We start from the raw sequence: 17920 nt of genomic DNA, 5'->3' as shown, positions 1-17920 counted from the left end.
TGGTCGCGGGATTACCGCAGGTGCGGGCCGGGTGAACAGGTTCTAATTCGCCCCGGCCCGGGTGGTCAGCGTCGGGTCAGGACCTCGATCAGCATCCGCATTTGCATGTCGAAAACCGCCTCCGGATTGGTCAACGTGTTGGGTCCGTACTGACCGAAGACCTCCAGGCTGATCGCGCCCACCACGCCTGCCCACAGCAAGAAGCACTTGGCCAACAGGCGGTCGTCGCCGGGAAACGCGAACTCGTGCCGGATCCGTTCGAAGTCAGACGACATGGGTTGCGGCGCAACATGATTGGTCAGCAGGATGTCGCCCATGGTGATCCCGGCCCCGATCGCGTCGAAGAACGCCCGCACCACCCGGGTTCCGACCCCGGTGGTGCGCTCGGGCGGTGCGTGGTAGCCGGGTACCGGGCTGCCGTACAACAAGGCCCACCGTGACGGATGCGTCACCGCCCAACAGCGAACCGCGTGCGCGATGGCGAACACCTCGTCGCGCCACATGTCGGCGCCAGTCTCAGTGCGGGCCTGGTCCACGGTGTCGGCCAGCTCGGTGTAGGCGTCGACGAGCAACAGGGTCAACAGCTCGTCGCGGCTGGCGACATGGCGGTAGAGATCTTCAGGCGCAACGCCTAGTTCTTCGACGACATCGCCCAGCGATAACCCGGCCGCCCCGTTGCGCGCCAGCTGACGGCGACCGAGCTCGATGACCTTTTGCTCGATGGACTCCCGCGAGTCCTGGCCTGCGCCCACGCCGCAAAGTCTGACACGGCGAAGATCATCACTTTGCCTATTCGGTCGCGACGGTGGTGTGTTGCTGGTCGCACTGACCGCCGATGCTCAGCGGGTGACGCCTCGGCCGAGGACGCCTACGCCACGCCCATGTCTTCGCGAACCTGCTCGGAGGCGTTCTGCCAGGACACCGCCGCGGGAAAGTCGCCCCACATGCTGTTGAAGATGCCGACGAGTTGTCCGGCCTTCCCGTTGCCGGCCAGATACACCGGCCCGCCCGAGTCACCTTGTTGGCTTTGTACTCCGTGGGACATGGTGAACCACCCGTTGTTGACGCTCTCCACGGTCCCGCAGGTCTCGCCGGTGGTGATACCGAAATGGCAGATCGGCTGACCCGCTTGCGCCACGACTCCGGGGCTGGATTGCAGCGGGCGTCCACCCGGCAGCACGTTGCTGATCCGGACGTTGTCGGCCAACGCGATCGCTTCATAGTCGGCGATCAGCTGGTCGGTAGCGACGGTCGTCCCGGTGGGGGTGTTGTCCCGAGAGGTCGTCACCCGACCGATGGCGGTGTTGTCTCGATCGGTCACGAGGTCTCCGCCACCCCGGCAATGCCCGGCCGAGAAAGCCACTCTGCGCGTCTGGTCGACGTATCCCAGGGTGCACACGTGGTTGCCCTGATGGATTTCCATGCCCGGAAATACCAGCGGGAGGTCGGCATTGGCGGTCACCGGCGCTAGGCCGGCCGTCAGCGCCGCAACGGTCACGGATGCGGCGAATCCTCGGATAGCCAGGCGGCGCACGATCAACTCCGATCCATTAGAGCCGGCCGCGTGCACCGGCAGGCTGGGTGGTGGCGGGTGCCTCACACCCGACGATAGGTGTTTCGCACCATTCACCGCGTGTGTTACTGAGAAGTGACCACCGCGACCGGGCCCGTTGTCGCGACTTGGCCGCGCGGCGCCCAGCCTGGCGGCCCAAAGACGTATCCCAGCCGGTCGCGCAGCCGCGTCGCCGACCGCCAGTCCCGCGCAATCGCCAGATACTCGTGGGTCTGCAATTTCCAGATGTTGAACGTATCCACCTGCTTGGTCAGACCGTAATGCGGCCGGAAAAGCTCGGCCTGGAACGTGCCGAACAGCCGGTCCCAGAGGATGAAGATGCCGCCGTAATTCTTGTCGAGATACACCTGGTCCATCCCGTGGTGGACCCGGTGATGCGACGGCGTGTTGAAGACGAACTCGAAGAAGCGAGGCAGCTTGTCGATCCGCTCGGTGTGCACCCAGAACTGATAGATGAGGTTGACCGAGAAGGCGAAGAACACCAGCCACGGTGGAACCCCCAAGAGCGGCAACGGGATCCACATCAAAATCTCACCGCTGTTATTCCACTTCTGGCGCAGCGCTGTCGCGAAGTTGAAATATTGGCTGGAGTGGTGCGCCTGGTGCGTGGCCCAGATCAACCGCACCCGGTGGGCGGTGCGGTGATAGGCGTAGTAGAGCAGGTCCACCCCCACGATCGCGATCACCCAGGTGTACCAACCGGAAACCGGCAGGTGCCACGGCGCCAGATAGGCATAGATCGCGGCGTAACCAAGCAACGCCAGGGTCTTCCAGGCCGCCGTGGTGGCGATCGACACCAGACCCATCGAGATGCTCGCCACCGAGTCGCGCGTGAAGTACGCCCCAGAACTTGGCCGCGCCTCGTCGGTCACGATGCTTTCCAGCTTGCGCGCCGCCGTCCATTCGAGGATGAGCAGCAACAGGAAGAACGGGATGGCAAACAGCACCGGGTCCCGCATCTGCGGGGGAAGTACCGACAAGAAATTTGCGAGGCCGTGCACAACGAACAGAATACGGCTCCGAGCGCGCGCCCGGTGACCACCTAGTACACACTGATGGCAGCGATGGACAGCAAAACGCTCAAACCGAATTTCAGCCAGCGGCTGCTGCGGTCCACGGGCGTGCGCAACCGGTTGTTCCCGCCGGCAAAACTCGAGCGCTGGGCCGCCCACCCCCGTCCTCCCTACACCGGACAACCGTCCAGACGTGTTCTGCGGAAGGTCGACGTGCGTCGAGCTGACCTCGAGGGGCGCCCGGTCTACGAGGTCACTCCGCTGCTCGACGGGGGCGAGAAGCCGAGCGGCCACCTGCTCTATCTCCACGGCGGAGCCTACGTATTGGACCTGCTCCCCCACTTTCACTGGCCGGCTATCGCCAGGATCGCCCACACTGTGCGCCGGACCATGACTGTGCCGATTTATCCGATCGCCCCCGAACACAGCTACCGCGAGGTGTTTCCGTTCCTGTTGAGGGTTTATCGACGGATGCTGCAGTCTCAGGACCCGAATGCTATTGCCTTCATGGGTGATTCGGCGGGCGGTGGGATGGCGTTTGCGTTGTGTCATGCCGTGCGAGACGCCGGGCTGCCCCAGCCGACGGATGCCTTACTCCTGTCGCCGTGGATGCACTTAGCCCTACCGGACCCGGATGTGCCGGCGGTGGCCAAGATCGACCCGTTCCTCAACGTCGAGGATCTGCGGGCGGCCGGTATTCGCTATGCCGGCGGGGATCCGCTCGACAACCCGCTGGTCAGCCCCAGCGTGGGGCCCCTTGCCGGGCTGCCGCGCCTGACGATTTTCACCGGCACACATGATGTGCTGAACCCCGACGCTCGGGCCTTCCACAAGCGTGCGACGGCTGAGGGACTCGAGGTGGGATGGCACGAACTCGACGGTGGTCTGCACACGTGGATGCTGCTGCCCGGAAAGAAAGCGGCAGCCACCCTCAAGCAGCTGCGAGAGGTGCTGAGCGCTTGAGTTCAGTGGTGGTGATCGGCTCCGGCTTCGCGGGGCTGTGGGCTGCGCTCGGTGCCGCACGGCGACTCGACGAATTGGGGGTTGCGCCGCAGACGGTCGACATCGCGGTGATCAGTCCAAAGCCGTTCCACGACATACGCGTTCGCAATTACGAGTCCGACCTGAGTGGCTGTCGCATCCCCGTTTCCGACGTGCTGGAACCGGCGGGCATCGCGCACATCACCGCCGAGGTGACCGCGATCGACCCGCAAGCACGTACCGTGTCGACCTCATCGGGTGCAGTCATCGGCTACGAACGGCTGGTGCTTGCCTCAGGCAGCCGCGTATTAAAACCCGACATACCGGGACTGCGCGAATTCGGTTTCGATGTCGACACCTATGACAACGCGATGAGATTGCAACAGCACCTAACCCGACTGCCCGATGGCGCGCCGACGGCAGCGGCCCGGACCGCAGTGGTGGTCGGTGCGGGTTTGACCGGCATCGAAGCGGCATGCGAACTGCCCACCAGGTTGCGAACCATTTACGGCGGTGCCACGCCGCGTGTGGTGCTGGTCGATCGCAACGTCTTCGTCGGCTCCGACATGGGTTCATCGGCCCGGCCGGTGATCGAGAATGCATTGGCGGACAATGGGATCGAGGTCAGATCCGGGGTCGGCGTCAGCGCTGTGACCCCGGACTCTGTGTTGTTGTCGTCGGGTGAAGAGATAGCCACCAGGACTGTGGTGTGGTGCGCCGGCATGCGCGCCAGCTCGCTGACCGAGCAGCTACCGGTGAAGCGCGACCGGTGGGGTCGGGTAGCGGTCGATGACTATCTGCGCGTAGTGGGCGTGCCAAGGATGTTCGCGGCCGGTGATGTGGCCGCGGCCCGGATGGATGACCAACATGTTTCGGTCATGTCATGTCAGCATGGACGCCCCATGGGCCGCTATGCGGGCTACAACGTGATCAGTGATCTGCTCGGTGAGCCCATGCTTGCCCTGAGAATCCCGTGGTATGTAACGGTTCTCGATCTGGGTCCCGCGGGCGCGGTGTATACCGAGGGCTGGGAGCGGACAGTGGTCAAGTCTGGCGCCGAGGCCAAGGCCACCAAGCAGACCATCAACTCCCAGCGGATTTATCCGCCGTTGACAGGGAGTCGCAGCGACTTGTTGGCTGCGGCGGCACCCGATCTGCAGGCCCGGCCCTAATCCGATTGCGGCGCAGGCAACATCGGGTTGGTCTGGTCGCCGGCGTACCAGTGCACCGCGGAAATGCCGGGCTGCAAAGACAATTCGGCGACCAGCCGCTCCAACCGGGCCGGCACGTTGCCTCCCATCAACAAATGTGCGGTCAGTGCGGTGGTGCCCTCACCGGCGGGTGCGGTGTGGATGCCCCGCAACGTGATGTCGTTACTGCTGGTGTGTTGCACGATCTGCGCGCGCGCATATTTCTCGGCTTTGGGCCGACAGACGATCTGCACGTGGTAGGGCTCTAGGCCTTCGTCGTCTTCAGCCGCGTTGTCGTGGTCGATCAGCCGGCCCAGTGGCCGACCGAGTAGGTGAATGACGACGATGGCGCCGGTGCCGATCAAGGCGAATACCAGATGCCCGGATGCCGACAACACACCCACCGCGGCCGAGCACCACAGGGTGGCGGCGGTGTTGAGCCCGCGCACGTTGAAGCCGTCACGCAGAATCACCCCTCCGCCCAGGAACCCGATCCCCGACACCACGTAGGACGCGACGCGGGTGGGGCTGCTGTCCTCGGTGGCGGTCGCATAGAGCACGAAGAGCGTTGCGCCGGTGGCGACCAGCGCGTTGGTGCGCAACCCGGCCATCCGCGCTCGCCACTGCCGCTCGAACCCGATGAGTGCACCGCATCCCACTCCTACGGCGAGACGCAACGCGAAATCAGCGACGGTCAGCGTGTGCATGACGGTCCCTCCTTCGCAATCTCCTGACGGCGACCGCAGCTAACCACAGGCGGGTTAACGTCAGGTAGAGCCGCGGGAAACCGGCTGCTAGCTGCCCTTGGGCGTCAGATGTTCGGGGCAGTAGGTGTTGGAGGCGACGGCAGCGAATTTGGCCGCGGCGTCCAGGGTCATCCCGGGATTCTGGTCCTTGATGTCGTTGACCACCTGTAAGCCTGTTTCGCCCTTGCTCATCAATCCGCACACCGCTTTGGCCGACGCAATGGCTTGACCGGGGCTGTTGTAGACGATGCCGGCGTTGTCCAGGGCAGCCAAGAACGCCGCGTCATCGCCTTGGGGCTCACCGTTCGCGGGCACCGCCAGACCGATGACGGCCAGAACGCCGACCGGCGCCAGCAGCAGTCGAAGCATTGATGCGGAACTCTATCTCGAGGGCACGTCAGGCAAGGTGACCTTGGGCTTGTCACCATTGGTGACGTGTACCGCATGGATTCCGGGCTCTTTGGACAGTTTCTCCAGCAGATTGTCCAGTCCCGCCTTGTCAACATTCCAGTGCTGCACCGACTCGGGCTCCTTTTGCAGCTTGGCGATGACGCTGTCGAGCTTGACCGGTTCGGCGCTGCCTTTCCCGCCGTTGGCGCGCGCCCGAGCGCCGCTGCCGCTGAGCACCTGGGGCCCCACCGCGCCCAGCGCTCCACCGGTGAGGCTGCCCAGAGCCATCTGGCTGAGTAGATTGCCCGGAATACCCGCCGCGGGTGCGGCCGCCAGGCTGGTGGCGGGCAGCCCGGCCGAGGCCAACCGGATAGCGGGAGTGGCCGAGGCCCAGCTCGGTGGCACCGATAGTCGGCCCACCAGATTGGCGTCGCCCACGCCCGCCGACACCGCGGTGGAACTGGTCAAGCCGGCCGGCCGCAGCCCCAACCCGGCCCCGAGTGCCGACTTCGGGATATCCAGGGCTTCGACCGGGGGCTTGTAGAACATCTTGAACTCGGTCATGCCGAGGTTGATCGGGCTCATGCTGTCGTTGGCAACGGTGCTGAACCGTCCGATGTCGGCGAAAATGCCGAACGTGTTCTCCCAGGTGATGCCGGCCAACGGGGTCCCGGTCACGGTGTTGAGGAACTGGTTCCAGAACTGCATGTAAGCCGTGGAGCCGCTGCCGAGAGCTTGCAGAAGCTGCGTGACGATGTCGAAGGGGAAGGGCAGCGCCGCGGCGCTGGGCACCGCGTTGGCTACCGCGCTGGTCGCGCCAGCCAGGCCGGCAGACTGCCCGGACGCCGCCGCCTGGTTGGCCAATCCGGAGGCATTGGTGGTTTGCGGCGGCTCGGTGAACGGCGTGAGCCGGGAAGCCGTCGCCGACGAACCGGCATAACTGAGCATCGCGGCGGTGTCCTGCGCCCACATCTCGGCGTACTGCGCCTCGGTAGCAGCGATGGCTCCGGTGTTCTGCCCGAAGATGTTGGTCGCCACCAGCATCGCCAGCAGGGCACGGTTCGCCGCGATTTCTGGCGGCGGCACGACGGCAGCGAATGCGGTCTCATAGGCGCCGGCGGCCGCCTTTGCCTGGTCGGCCGCCGCTTTGGCTTGGGCGGAGGTCGCCGACATCCAAGCCACATAGGGCGCGGCGGCAGTTGCCATGGCGACCGACGAGGGCCCGGTCCACGACTCGTTGGCCAGGCCTTCGACTATCGACCCGTAGGAGGCCGCGGTGTCCTGCAGTTCCGCGGCCAGTGCATCCCAGGCGGTGGCGGCCGCCAGCATCGGTCCCGAGCCGGGACCGGTATACATCTCACCGGAGATGATCTCCGGTGGACGGAACGCGAAGCTCATTGCCGCACCTTTCCCGCGCTGAGCACTAACCGGTTGCTGCCGCGTTGGCGGCCTCGGTGGCGGCATACGAACCCGCGCTGGTCGCCAGAGTCCGGACGAACATCTGGTGAATCGCCGCGGCCTGCGCGCTGACCGCCTGGTACATCTGCGCGTGCGCGGTGAACTGTGCCGCCGTCAGCGCCGAGACCTCGTCCGCGGCAGCGGGAATCACCCCGGTCGTCGGGCCGGCGGCAGCAGCGCTCTCGGCGTTCATCGAGGCGCCGATACTTTCCAAGTTGCCGGCCGCGGCCGCCAACTCGTCGGGTTGTGCAGTCACGAAAGACATGCGTTCTCCTCCAACTTCGAAGTCGTGTCAGTCCGCCGGGATGACGATGATGGTGGCCGTACTGGCGACGTCATCGGCGACCGCGCCGGCGGTGGTGCCGGTCCCGGTGCTGCTCACAGTGCGCACACTGGCGCCCGCCAATGCACGTCCGGCCAGACTGGCCATCGCCATCTCGCCGAACAGCGTGCCCGGCGGCCCGACCGGGATAGACGGGGCGGCTGCCGCGCTAGTGCCCGGCAGCACCGACGCGAGCGTCCTCATCACCGGTGCCTCGGTGACCCAACCTTGTGGCACCGAGAGGGAACCGACCAGGGTCGAGCCGCCCATGGACCCCGTCACGCCCCCTGGGGTGGGCGCCACCGAGGAGACGTAACCACCGCGTAGCGGCGCCAGCCCGCCCGCAATGGCCTTGCCGCCACCGAGCAGTTCGGCGACACCTGGCCCGTTCTGCGCCAAGCCCAGCAGCTGCAGGGACAGCAGCCACCAGCCGCCAGGCAGAATGATCGCCCCGATGGGGCTGTAGGCGCCGGTTACGGCGGCAAAGAACGGCCGCAAGGCTGCCGTGATGGGATAGACGGCCTCGATGATCGAGCCCGCCGGTGTCGCCGCGGCCGTCGGTACGGCGGCAGCGGGACCCACGCTTTGCAGCGCGTTCGGGATGACGCTGAGCAGCTGCGCAAGTTGTGACTGGGTCTCTGCGGCGCTGACCGCCTCGGCCACCGCCGCCGACTGCCGCGCCACCCCGGACGGATCGGTGGTCTGCGGTGGTTCGGTGAACGGTGTCACCTCCGTCGCAGCCGCCGAGGAGCCGGCATAGGCGTACATCGCCGCGGCGTCTTGTGCCCACATCTCCAGGTACTGCGCTTCGGTGGCTGCGATCGCCGGCGTGTTCTGGCCGAAGATGTTGGTGGCGATGAGCGTCATCAGCAGGGCGCGGTTTGCTTCGATCACCGGCGGTGGCACCGTCGCGGCGAAGGCGGTCTCGTACGCGACGGCGGCGGCCTTCGCCTGAGCGGCGGCCTGCTCGGCTTGGGTTGCGGTGGTACTCATCCATGCCAGGAACGGTGCGGCCGCAGTCGTCATCGATGCCGCCGCCGGACCCTGCCAAGACCCGACGGTCACCCCCTGGATCGTGGACTCATAGGACGCCGCATTCGAATGCAATTCGGCGGCCAGCGCGTCCCAGGCCGCCGCAGCGGCCAACATCGGCCCGGAGCCCGCCCCCATATACATTCGTCCAGAGTTGATCTCTGGCGGTAACGCCCCGAAGTCCATCAGTTACCTCCGGTCCCCTTTGTGGCCGCCATCGTAATCTCGGGTTAACACTTCTGGCCGCAAGCCTGGCCGAGCTCATACAAAACTCAACAGATATCCCAATGGCGTTCCGCATAACTGCACGCGTGTGTACAAACGCAGCTTGTGTCGGCGTCGACCAAAGAAGCACAGCCAGGCACTTCTCGTTATTGCCGGGCGCGGCCGTGCCGCTAACACATCAGTGTTTCGACCCAGTTTCCGGTGTTACGCCGTTAGGACGGGCGGCGACGGGTGAGAAAGAATCGTGCAATCAAAGTCGCGGAAGCCGAAAGTTCTGACCGGTTAAGGCGGAATCCAGCAAAGTGTGAACACTTATCCATCCGCTTTTTGCGGACATTGGACCCCATCATTTATGCCAACCGAAACCGGCCCACTTGAGGCGCCGGCCACAAAGACTGGCGCCGGTAGCTGTCAGCTCTTGGAAAGTTGGTGCGGGCAGTAGTACTTCGCTGAAATAACGGCGAACTCGGCCGCGGCGTCCATATTGAAGGCCGGGTTGCGTGTCTTCACGTCGTGCACCAATTCCAGGCCGGACTCGCCGTTGTTCAAGCAGGTGCAGACCGCTCTGGCCGAACCGATGGCTTGTGCCGGGTTGGTGTACCCGATGTCGGCGGACCGCAGCGCGGCCAGAAAGCCCGCATCATCACCCCCTGGGCCGTCGTCGGGCTCGCCAAATGCGGGGGCGGCCAAACCAATCGCAGTGCAGATGCCGATCACGGCCACCAGCAGTTTCATGACACCCTTCCTGGCTCAGCTCGAACGTCGGACCGGTCGCTAACCCAACTGCGCATCCGAGGGCACGACTTTCGGTTTGTCGCCCTTTGACAGGTGCACGGCGTGGATGCCGGGTTTCTTCGCCAACTGTTCGAGCAGGCTGTCCAGTCCCTCTTGGTCGACGGTGTGGTGCTGGACGCTTTCGGGTTTCTCCGATATCTGGGCGACCAGCCGCTTGAGTTGCTCCGGCGACTTGAGGTCCTTCATGTCTTTGACCGGAGTCAGCCGGTCGCGGGCGCCGGTGCGCCCCAGCACGCTGGGACCCCCGGCGCCCAACGCGCTGCCGACCATGCCCGCCAGTGACATCGAGCTGAGCAGGCTGCCCTGCCCGAGTTCGGCGGCCGGCACCGCTTCCGGGCCGGCGGCCGACAACGCCGCGGCCACCGTCTGGATGGCCGGGGTGTTCGCGGCCCAGCTCGGTGGCGTCGTCAACGCGCCGACCAACATGCCGCGCCCGAAACTGGCTGAGGGATTTGCCGCGGTCGCGCTGGTCAGCCAGCCGCGGCCCCAGTGCGGGGCGCCCAAGCCGGCGCCCAGCGCGTCCTTGGGCAGTTCACCGAGCGCGGCGGCCGACTTGGGGGCGAACTTGAGGAACTGTGATGCCGGAAAGTTGATCAAGAGCCCGATGTCGTTGAACTGCGTCGAGAAGCCGAGCGGCACCTTCACCGCGTTGTACAGGGTTGTATAGGTCGACGCCCCGGCCGGCCCGAACAGGCTGTTGAGCAGTCCGTTGATGGTCGCGGTGTAGTCGGTGCTCAGGTTCGCCAGCGTCTGCGACAACCCCGTTATCGGGTCCCCGGCCGCCACCAGCGACTGTGCGACGGTGCCGGCGGCGGTGGTTGCCGACTGACCGGTAGCCACCGCTTGGTTGGCCAGTCCGCCGGGATTGACGATCGGCGGGGGCTCGGTGAACGGGGTCACCTCGCTTGCCGCCGCCGATGATCCGGCATAGCTGTCCATTGCCACGGCGTCCTGCGCCCACATCTCGCCGTATTGGGCCTCCGTGGCGGCAATCGCCCCGGTGTTCTGCCCGAACAGGTTCGTGGCTACCAGGGACGCCAACTGGGTGCGGTTGGCCGCGATCTCCTCCGGCGGCACGTGCGCGGCGAACGCCGTTTCATATGCGGCCGCCGCGGCGGTTGCTTGGCTGGCCGCTTGGGCGGCCTGTGCGGCGGTACCACTCAGCCAGGACACGTACGGTGTGGCGGCTGCGGCCATCGCGAGGGCCGACGGGCCGACCCACGGTCCGCTGGTCAAGGTCGCGATGACCGACGAGTAGGAGGCGGCTGTGGATTGCAATTCCGCGGCCAGCCCGTTCCACGCGGCCGCCGCGGCCAGCATCGGCCCCGACCCGGGACCGCTGTACATCCGGCCGGAATTGATTTCCGGTGGAAACGCTGCATAGAACATCTCTGCCTACCCCCTACCTGGGCCGCACATCGGAATCCCCTGTGCCGGAAGATGGTTCGTCGGGGTGAAGTACATAGCGGTCAGTCCTCCAGCGCCGGCAGCACGAAGATCATGGCGGCGGCCGGGTCGGCCTCCGCGACGACGCCGCCCAGTGCGCCGGCCGCGGCGCCCCCGCCGCTTCCGGAGCCGACGGTGGCAGCGCCGAGGGCCCGACCTGCCAGGCTCGACAGCGCCATCTGCCCGAAGACGCCGGACTCGCCGGCCAGTGCTGCCGTCGGCGCAGCGGCGAGGTTGGCCGACAGCGTCGCGGCGACCGTTCTGATGGCCGGAGCGGCTGTGGTCCAGCCCTGTGGCACCGACAAACTGCCCACCAGCGCCGCGCGGCCCATCGCCCCCGAGGCCGCCCCGCCCACCGAGCCCGCGGACGTGAGATGCGGGGTAACCGACGAAGCGATGGGCGCCAGCGCACCGGTGATCGGTTGTGCGGGAGTGAAGAACGCTTGCAGGCCTTGCCCATTCTGGGCGTAGGAGTACACCTGGCCGAACGACAGGAAGGGGCCGCCGGGGATCGACGTCAAACCCTGCGCCGAGAACGGCCCGGTGAGGACGGAGAAAATCGAGTTCCAGTTGGCCAAGTTGGTGGACAGCCAGGGCGGCAACGACACTTGGGCGATCTGCGGCAAGGCCAGTCCCGGCAGCAACGACGTCGACCCTGTTGTCGGTGACGCAGCAAGGGTGGATGCCAAGCCTTGCAGTGCCGTTGGCAGCGACGTGATGAACTGGGACAGCTGCGTGGTGATGTCCGAGGCAGCCGGAGCGGCGGTGGCCTGCGATACCGCCGCGGCCTGCATGGCGGTGCCCGACGTGCTGGTTGTCTGCGGCGGCTCGGTAAACGGGGTCAATTCGCTCGCGGTTGCCGACGAGCCGGCATAGGCGTACATCGCGGCGGCATCTTGCGCCCACATTTCCAGGTATTGGGCTTCAGTGGCCGCAATTGCCGGGGTGTTCTGGCCGAGGAAATTGGTGGCGATCAGTGCGAGCAATTGCGCGCGATTGGCCGCTATCACCGGCGGAGGTACCGTCGCCGCGAACGCAGTCTCGTACGCGCTCGCCGCAAGTTTCGCCTGCGCGGCCACCTGGTCGGCCTGCCCGGCGGTGGCGGAGATCCACGACACATACGGCCCGGCCGCCGCGGCCATTGCCATTGCCGTCGGCCCTTGCCACGATCCAACGGTCAGGCTTTCAATCGTGGACGCGTAAGATGCTGCGGTCGAATGCAATTCGCCCGCCAGCGCGTCCCACGCTGCCGCGGCGGTCAGCAGCGGCCCAGCACCTGGACCGGTGTACATGCGCCCGGAGTTGATCTCAGGTGGCAGTGCCCCGTAGTCCATACGCGATACCCCTTATCCCCTCGAGAACCGGCCCGTCGATCGCTGGCCGGCACCACCGCATGTTCAATCGGAAATTGCGAATCCCGCCATCCGCTACATTGCGTGCTCACCCACCCGATTTGACCGTATTTTTGTCAGGTTCACGCGGTGTGATCGCAACGTAAACGATGCGTATCGATGCCATCACTGCGCTACCTCATGCACTGAGATATCGGGCTGTGAGCAAACTCGAGTAGGGCCTCGACAGCAGCGGGTCTTTGCATTTTTCGGCACATATCGACAAACCTAAAAACAACACTTTCGCAAGAACTGGCTTTGATGCACGCGCATATCGCACGAATGGCTCGCCAGGTAATGTGTCAGGTTCGCGAAATCGTGATCCGGCGCACAGTCTGCGAACGCGGCAAGCTAAGCCTCGTTCGCCACCGTGCTATGTCGAGCAGTCAAGCGTCGCCGCCTGCGGCCGGGGTGGACTGGCGCGGCAGCAGCGACTTCGCCAATTTCCGAGCCGCCGATTTGCCGAAAGGTCGCAAACCCGGTTCGCAGCAAGGCTGCGGTCTCGCGTGCGGGTGGGTACCGACGTGTTGCTGCCCATTCGTCACTGCCATAGCGATCTCCCGAAACGACGGCTGGCGGCAAGAGCGACAGCGCCGCGTGGCCATTCCACCGTCATGCCTCGTTCTTCTGACGTTAGGAACAACGTACGCAAAAAACAGGAGGAAGGTATGCGCGAGCCGCTGTAATGTGCCTGCTCACTGGCTGGACGTTTTCTGCACAGCCCGCCAGGCCGTTAACCGGCCGCAGGCGGCCTGGCGACGAAGGTCGGGCGAGCACCGTATTGCGGGACCGCGCGACCGTAGGGTTGGCTCGCCACGGTGCCCAGCGGCACGCCCGGCATGCCGGCCGCGACGGCGGGTGGCGGCGCGACCATGGGTGTTCCTCCCAACGGGGCGCCGAGCGGGCCCACCGGTGCGCTTGCCGTCCAGGACGGCGGAACCGCCAGCTTGCCGATGATGGAGGCGTTGCCCGCGCCGGCGGACACCAGGCCGCTCGCCGCCCCCGTCGAGGCAACGGGGGTAGCCACCGCGCTTTGCACACCGGCTGCGGCCCCTTGCGCGACGTCGCCGGCCACGCCGGATGCCGCCGTCGCACCGAACAGGCTGGACAGGGTGCCGACCGTGGCACCAGGGGTGAAGATACCGGTCGACGTTATGGTGTTCCAGATGTTCGCGTTGGGCCCCCACTGAGCCCAGAAATCCGCCAGCCCTGCTGGTCCCGAGCCGGTCAGCAGCAGATTTGTGACGTCGGTCAGGCCCGCCGCGCCGTTGGTGCCAGCAAGTCCCTGCAATGCGCTGGGCACCGCCGACATCAACTCCGACAGCGTGTTCTGCGGTCCCCCTGCGGCCGCTTGACTCACCGCGGCGGCCTGGGCCGTCAGTCCGCTCGGGTTTGTCGTTTGCGCTGGCTCGACGAATGGGATCAGCTGGGTGGCGGCTGCCGAGGAACCGGCATAGCCGTACATGGCGGCGGCGTCCTGCGCCCACATCTCGGCGTACTGCGCTTCGGTCGCCGCGATGGCGGGGGTGTTCTGACCCAGGAAGTTGGTGGCGATCAACGTCATCAGCTGAGCCCGGTTGGCCGCGATCACCGGCGGTGGGACCGTCGCGGCGAACGCGGCGTCGTACGCACCGACCGCGGCCTCGGCTTGGATGGCCGTTTGCTCCGCTTGCACGGCGGTTGAGCTCATCCACGTGACGTAGGGGGCTGCCGCGGCGGCCATCGACGCCGACGCGGGGCCGTACCACTCCTCACTCGTCAGCGCGGCCAGCACCGATGCGTACGACAACGCGGTGGCACGCAACTCGGCTGCCAGGCCCTTCCAGGCGGATGCGGCAGCCAGCATGGGAGCTGCGCCGGCTCCGGTGTACATGCGTGCGGAGTTGATCTCGGGCGGCAATGCGGCAAAGTCCACTGCGAAGCTCATCGGTGCCCCTCTTTCAAGCTAGCGGTAATACGTTGCGGGAGGGACCCAAACCCGTTGCCTGGGAACAGCTTTCACGCACCTTCTCACACACGTCGGCGCAGCGACGTGTGCAGATCAGTAACGAAGGTGCCGTCAGAAGGCGCGGAAGGCGCCGGGATCGGATCGAAACGAAATGGTCGATCTGGGATACGGACTATCTCCGGGACTCACTTCGCTCTCACCTCCTCGGGGCCAGGGCATACGGGGATGCCGACAAGGCGCACACAGGGATGAGTGCCCGGCAGGACAACACCGGACGCCGCACCCCTCTCGTCAGAGCTTTGGCACCGGACGGCGTATCCGGCTTGGAAAGCCGGAAGCCACTTGGGCTCAACCCTTAAGCCGGGAAGAGCTGTCCTGACCCTGGGCGTCTTTCGACGTTCGAGGTCAGTGGCCTGTATCCGAGCGGACGCCTCACCTAGCGAGGTGCATGCAGACGCCATCGTGGCACCGGAAGTGATGGGAGTCAACCCAACGCTGCAGCCCATGGCAATAGCAACCGGGTAAACAGGCGGTAACCATCGGCCGCCGCAACCCGTTGAGTGTCAGCCGGCAGCGGGGGGACGCGACATGATCGTCGGCTGGAACCCGTATCGCGGACCACTGCCGAAGCTGCGCGAATAAGGCGTTGGGGTGGGCATGCCGGGAATGCCGGGCATGGCGGCGCCCGCTTGCGGGGCGGCGGTGCCGCTCAGGATGGATTCGGGGCGCGCGACGCCGGCCTGATCGGCGACCTCGACGGTCACCGTCCAACTCTGCGGAACAGATAATCGCCCGATCAAGCTCGCCTGGTTGGCGCCGGCGCTCACTCCCCCGAGACCCGAGCGCGCGGCGGTCGCTCCGTTCCACGCGGCATCGGCGGCATCGGCGCTGGCGATCGGTGCCGAAGCCGCATCGGCTCCGCCGTTCGCCACCGCGCTGATGTCGGCCACCGCTCCGGTGACGGCCGGCAATATCTGCGCCGGAGCCGTATACCCCGCTGACACAACCCCGTTCACCAAATTGGAGTTGAGGAAAATTCCGAAGGCGTTGCCGTCGTTCCCGTCGAGGAAATTCAACAGGTCGGCCAGCACGCCCGTCTCGGGAATCGCGTCAAGTGGCGATGCCGCCGCCGGTAACGAGAGCCCTTGCAGGGTTGCCGGCACCGAGGACATGAGTTGCGGGAGTTCGGTTTTGGTCAAACTGCCCGCTGTGGTTCCAGTGATTTGGGTAACCGCTGCGGCCTGATTGGCCTGTCCCGACGGGTTGGTCGTCTGAACGGGTTCACTGAACGGTTGTAGCACCGCGGCTTCCGCCGAACTTGCGGCATAGCCGTACATCGCCGTCGCATCCTGTGCCCACATCTCGGCATATTCAGCCTCGGTCGCCGCGATCGCCGGTGTGTTGATGCCCAAGAAGTTGGTGGCCACCAACACCAGCAAGCGCGCTCGGTTGGCCGCCACCACGGCAGGGGGCACGGTCAGGGCGAACGCGGCTTCGAACGCCGCCGCCGCTGCGGCGGCCTGACCGGCAGTTTGCTCTGCCTGCAGGCCCGAGACGCTCAGCCAAGTCACATACGGTGCCACCGCAGCCGCCATCGTCGCCGACGCCGGCCCCAACCAGCCTTCACTGACCAGTGCCGAGATCACCGACTCGTATGCCGTTGCGGTGTAATGCATTTCGGCGGCGAGCTCATCCCAGGCCGTCACGGCAGCCAGCAGCGGCGCCGAGCCGGGCCCGGAATACATGCGCAGGGAGTTAATTTCGGGCGGCAGTGCACCGAAATCCATTGTCCTGCACCTCCTTCAACCAGCCGTGATGGTGGAGTCGGCTTGGGTGCCGCCTACCGGCGACACCGATTTCGCAGTACCTGCGCGAGGTCAGCCGGCGGCTGGCGGACGGCCCATGACCGTCGGTCGGAATCCGTAGCGCGGCCCATTGCCGAAGCTGTGGCCGAACATCCCCGGAGCCGGCATGCCGGGCACACCCGGGATGCCTGCCGCGGCTTGGGGCACCATCGCCGAACTCGTCCAACCGCCGCCGGGCGCCGCGGCGCCCGCGTGGTTCGCGACCGCGGTCGCCTGCGTCCACGTCTGCGGAACGGACAATCGCCCCACCACCGCCGACTGATTCGTACCGGCCGTCACTCCGCTTGCACCTAGTGAGGCGGCAGTCGTCTCGCCGAGCGGAGGCACGCCGGTGGGGCTCGCCGGTGACGCGGCCGGTATCCACGAAGGATTCCCTTCACCGGAACCCATCGGTGGCACCGCGGCACCCTCTTGGGCGCCGAGTGCGACCGCGTTGGTGTCGGCGATGGCGGCCCACACCCCTGGGGCGATCACGGCGGGGCTCACGTACCCGGCCGAGACGAACCCGTTGGTCAGCGATGAGTTCAGGAAGATGCCGTAGGGATTGCCGTCATTCCCGTCAAGGAAGTTCAAGATGTCGGCGAGCAGGCCCGATCCTGGGATGGCATCCAAGGGCGAGGCCGCTGCCGGCGACGCGAGTCCTTGCAGGCTGCCCGGTACCGCAGACATGAGTTGCGGCAGTTCGCTCTGGGTGAGGCTGCCACCGGCGCTGCCGGCGGCCTGGGTGACCGCGGTCGCTTGGTTGGCCTGCCCGCTCGGATTTGTCGTCTGCGCCGGCTCAGCGAAAGGTGTCAGTGTCGAGGCGGCGGCCGAACCGGTGGCGTAGCCATACATCGCCGCGGCGTCCTGCGCCCACATTTCACCGTATGCGGCCTCGGTGGCCGCGATCGCGGGCGTGTTCTGACCGAGCAGGTTGGTCGCGACCAGGGCCGTCAACCGGGTGCGGTTTTCGGCCACCACAGGTGGTGGCACCGTCATGGCGTACGCCGACTCGTAGGCGCCCGCCGCGGCGGCCGCCTGGCGGGCGGTCTGTTCGGCCTGCATCCCGGTCAGGGTCATCCAGGTCAGGTAAGGGGCTAGGGCGGCCACCATCGATTCCGACGCCGGCCCCAACCACTCGTCTCCGGTCAGCGCCGAGATCACCGTGTCGTAGGCGGCGGCTGTGGAACGTAGCTCCGCAGCCAGGGCGTCCCAGGCGGTCACCGCCGCCAACAGCGGTGCCGAACCCGGTCCGGAGTACATGCGTAGGGAGTTGATTTCGGGAGGAAGCGCTCCGTAGTCCATCGCCGGCACCCCCTAACCGGCCGTGTTCACCGGGGCGGCGTCTGCGGGCGCAGGCGGCAGCGAATTGCACTGTGTAGCAAGGGAAAACATCGGACATCTCCTTATCGGATAGTCCGACCCGGCTCGGGCTCGGCCGCTGCGGTGGTGTCAAGGGGTTGCCGATCGAACGAGCGCAATGCGCGGCGTGTTTCGGGTACTCGGCGCCAGTCGATTTCAGACGGCAGAAGAAGCGCCGTGACCGGATCGGAAAGAAACGGTCAA

At 66.2% G+C, this 17920-nt stretch carries 16 protein-coding genes and 1 riboswitch; of the genes, 2 read left to right on the top strand and 14 right to left on the bottom strand.

Going from position 1 to position 17920, the window contains the following annotated elements; genetic code table 11:
- Positions 1–65: 65 nt before the first annotated feature.
- From I2456_RS13320 to I2456_RS13310, 3 genes are all read right to left on the bottom strand, one after another.
- Complete coding sequence (locus I2456_RS13320) at positions 66–752, bottom strand: TetR/AcrR family transcriptional regulator (protein ID WP_068162766.1); 687 nt, start codon at positions 750–752, stop codon at positions 66–68.
- A 116-nt stretch (positions 753–868) separates the two neighbouring features.
- Positions 869–1537, bottom strand: coding sequence for an Rv1815 family serine proteinase (locus I2456_RS13315; protein WP_068023857.1), 669 nt, complete (start codon positions 1535–1537; stop codon positions 869–871).
- 101 nt (positions 1538–1638) lie between these two features.
- Positions 1639–2574 (bottom strand): sterol desaturase family protein, encoded by a 936-nt coding sequence (locus I2456_RS13310; RefSeq protein ID WP_186246622.1) that lies wholly within the window; start codon positions 2572–2574, stop codon positions 1639–1641.
- 54 nt (positions 2575–2628) lie between these two features.
- On the opposite strand from I2456_RS13310, the gene I2456_RS13305 reads away from it, so the two are divergent.
- Together I2456_RS13305 and I2456_RS13300 are read left to right on the top strand one after the other, a co-directional pair.
- Positions 2629–3549, top strand: coding sequence for an alpha/beta hydrolase fold domain-containing protein (locus I2456_RS13305; protein WP_085074307.1), 921 nt, complete (start codon positions 2629–2631; stop codon positions 3547–3549).
- Positions 3546–4739, top strand: a complete 1194-nt coding sequence (locus I2456_RS13300; protein ID WP_085074308.1) for an NAD(P)/FAD-dependent oxidoreductase — start codon at positions 3546–3548, stop codon at positions 4737–4739. Before I2456_RS13305 ends, I2456_RS13300 begins: the two co-directional genes overlap by 4 nt.
- Here the strand turns inward: I2456_RS13300 and I2456_RS13295 are convergent.
- The 11 genes from I2456_RS13295 to I2456_RS13245 all read right to left on the bottom strand — a co-directional run bounded on the left by I2456_RS13295 (position 4736) and on the right by I2456_RS13245 (position 17659).
- Entirely contained in the window at positions 4736–5464 is a 729-nt protein-coding gene (locus I2456_RS13295; RefSeq protein WP_085074309.1) for an MgtC/SapB family protein, read from the bottom strand. The two genes, I2456_RS13300 and I2456_RS13295, sit on opposite strands and share 4 nt — an antisense overlap.
- An 87-nt stretch (positions 5465–5551) precedes the next feature.
- On the bottom strand, positions 5552–5872 hold the full coding sequence (locus I2456_RS13290; protein ID WP_085074310.1) for a DUF732 domain-containing protein: 321 nt from the start codon (positions 5870–5872) through the stop codon (positions 5552–5554).
- 12 nt (positions 5873–5884) lie between these two features.
- Positions 5885–7291: a PPE family protein gene (locus I2456_RS13285; protein WP_085074311.1), complete on the bottom strand. Its 1407-nt coding sequence runs from the start codon at positions 7289–7291 to the stop codon at positions 5885–5887.
- 25 nt (positions 7292–7316) lie between these two features.
- Entirely contained in the window at positions 7317–7616 is a 300-nt protein-coding gene (locus tag I2456_RS13280; protein WP_085074312.1) for a PE family protein, read from the bottom strand.
- A 27-nt stretch (positions 7617–7643) separates the two neighbouring features.
- On the bottom strand, positions 7644–8891 hold the full coding sequence (locus tag I2456_RS13275; protein WP_085074313.1) for a PPE family protein: 1248 nt from the start codon (positions 8889–8891) through the stop codon (positions 7644–7646).
- Positions 8892–9341: 450 nt separating this feature from the next.
- Positions 9342–9665, bottom strand: a complete 324-nt coding sequence (locus I2456_RS13270; RefSeq protein ID WP_085074314.1) for a DUF732 domain-containing protein — start codon at positions 9663–9665, stop codon at positions 9342–9344.
- Positions 9666–9704: 39 nt separating this feature from the next.
- The gene (locus tag I2456_RS13265; RefSeq protein WP_085074315.1) at positions 9705–11114 is read right to left on the bottom strand and encodes a PPE family protein; all 1410 of its coding nucleotides are present in this window, start codon (positions 11112–11114) and stop codon (positions 9705–9707) included.
- 80 nt (positions 11115–11194) lie between these two features.
- Entirely contained in the window at positions 11195–12505 is a 1311-nt protein-coding gene (locus I2456_RS13260) for a PPE family protein (RefSeq protein WP_085074316.1), read from the bottom strand.
- A 790-nt stretch (positions 12506–13295) separates the two neighbouring features.
- Complete coding sequence (locus tag I2456_RS13255) at positions 13296–14489, bottom strand: PPE family protein (protein WP_085074317.1); 1194 nt, start codon at positions 14487–14489, stop codon at positions 13296–13298.
- Positions 14490–14786: 297 nt separating this feature from the next.
- A riboswitch (M-box (ykoK) riboswitch) is annotated at positions 14787–14961 on the bottom strand.
- A 112-nt stretch (positions 14962–15073) separates the two neighbouring features.
- Complete coding sequence (locus tag I2456_RS13250) at positions 15074–16297, bottom strand: PPE family protein (protein ID WP_085074319.1); 1224 nt, start codon at positions 16295–16297, stop codon at positions 15074–15076.
- 90 nt (positions 16298–16387) lie between these two features.
- Positions 16388–17659 (bottom strand): PPE family protein, encoded by a 1272-nt coding sequence (locus tag I2456_RS13245; protein ID WP_085074320.1) that lies wholly within the window; start codon positions 17657–17659, stop codon positions 16388–16390.
- Between the last annotated feature and the right edge of the window lie 261 nt (positions 17660–17920).

Origin of the sequence: Mycobacterium kubicae (genome assembly GCF_015689175.1) — a bacterium.
GTDB classification, from domain to species: domain Bacteria; phylum Actinomycetota; class Actinomycetes; order Mycobacteriales; family Mycobacteriaceae; genus Mycobacterium; species Mycobacterium kubicae.
This window is presented reverse-complemented; position numbering and strand designations above follow the sequence as displayed.

Coding starts and splice junctions, on each gene's coding strand:
- I2456_RS13305 (WP_085074307.1), top strand. CDS start 2,629: ATGGCAGCGATGGACAGCAAAACGCTCAAACCGAATTTCAGCCAGCGG.
- I2456_RS13295 (WP_085074309.1), bottom strand. CDS start 5,464: ATGCACACGCTGACCGTCGCTGATTTCGCGTTGCGTCTCGCCGTAGGA.
- I2456_RS13290 (WP_085074310.1), bottom strand. CDS start 5,872: ATGCTTCGACTGCTGCTGGCGCCGGTCGGCGTTCTGGCCGTCATCGGT.
- I2456_RS13285 (WP_085074311.1), bottom strand. CDS start 7,291: ATGAGCTTCGCGTTCCGTCCACCGGAGATCATCTCCGGTGAGATGTAT.
- I2456_RS13280 (WP_085074312.1), bottom strand. CDS start 7,616: ATGTCTTTCGTGACTGCACAACCCGACGAGTTGGCGGCCGCGGCCGGC.
- I2456_RS13275 (WP_085074313.1), bottom strand. CDS start 8,891: ATGGACTTCGGGGCGTTACCGCCAGAGATCAACTCTGGACGAATGTAT.
- I2456_RS13270 (WP_085074314.1), bottom strand. CDS start 9,665: ATGAAACTGCTGGTGGCCGTGATCGGCATCTGCACTGCGATTGGTTTG.
- I2456_RS13265 (WP_085074315.1), bottom strand. CDS start 11,114: ATGTTCTATGCAGCGTTTCCACCGGAAATCAATTCCGGCCGGATGTAC.
- I2456_RS13260 (WP_085074316.1), bottom strand. CDS start 12,505: ATGGACTACGGGGCACTGCCACCTGAGATCAACTCCGGGCGCATGTAC.
- I2456_RS13255 (WP_085074317.1), bottom strand. CDS start 14,489: ATGAGCTTCGCAGTGGACTTTGCCGCATTGCCGCCCGAGATCAACTCC.
- I2456_RS13250 (WP_085074319.1), bottom strand. CDS start 16,297: ATGGATTTCGGTGCACTGCCGCCCGAAATTAACTCCCTGCGCATGTAT.
- I2456_RS13245 (WP_085074320.1), bottom strand. CDS start 17,659: ATGGACTACGGAGCGCTTCCTCCCGAAATCAACTCCCTACGCATGTAC.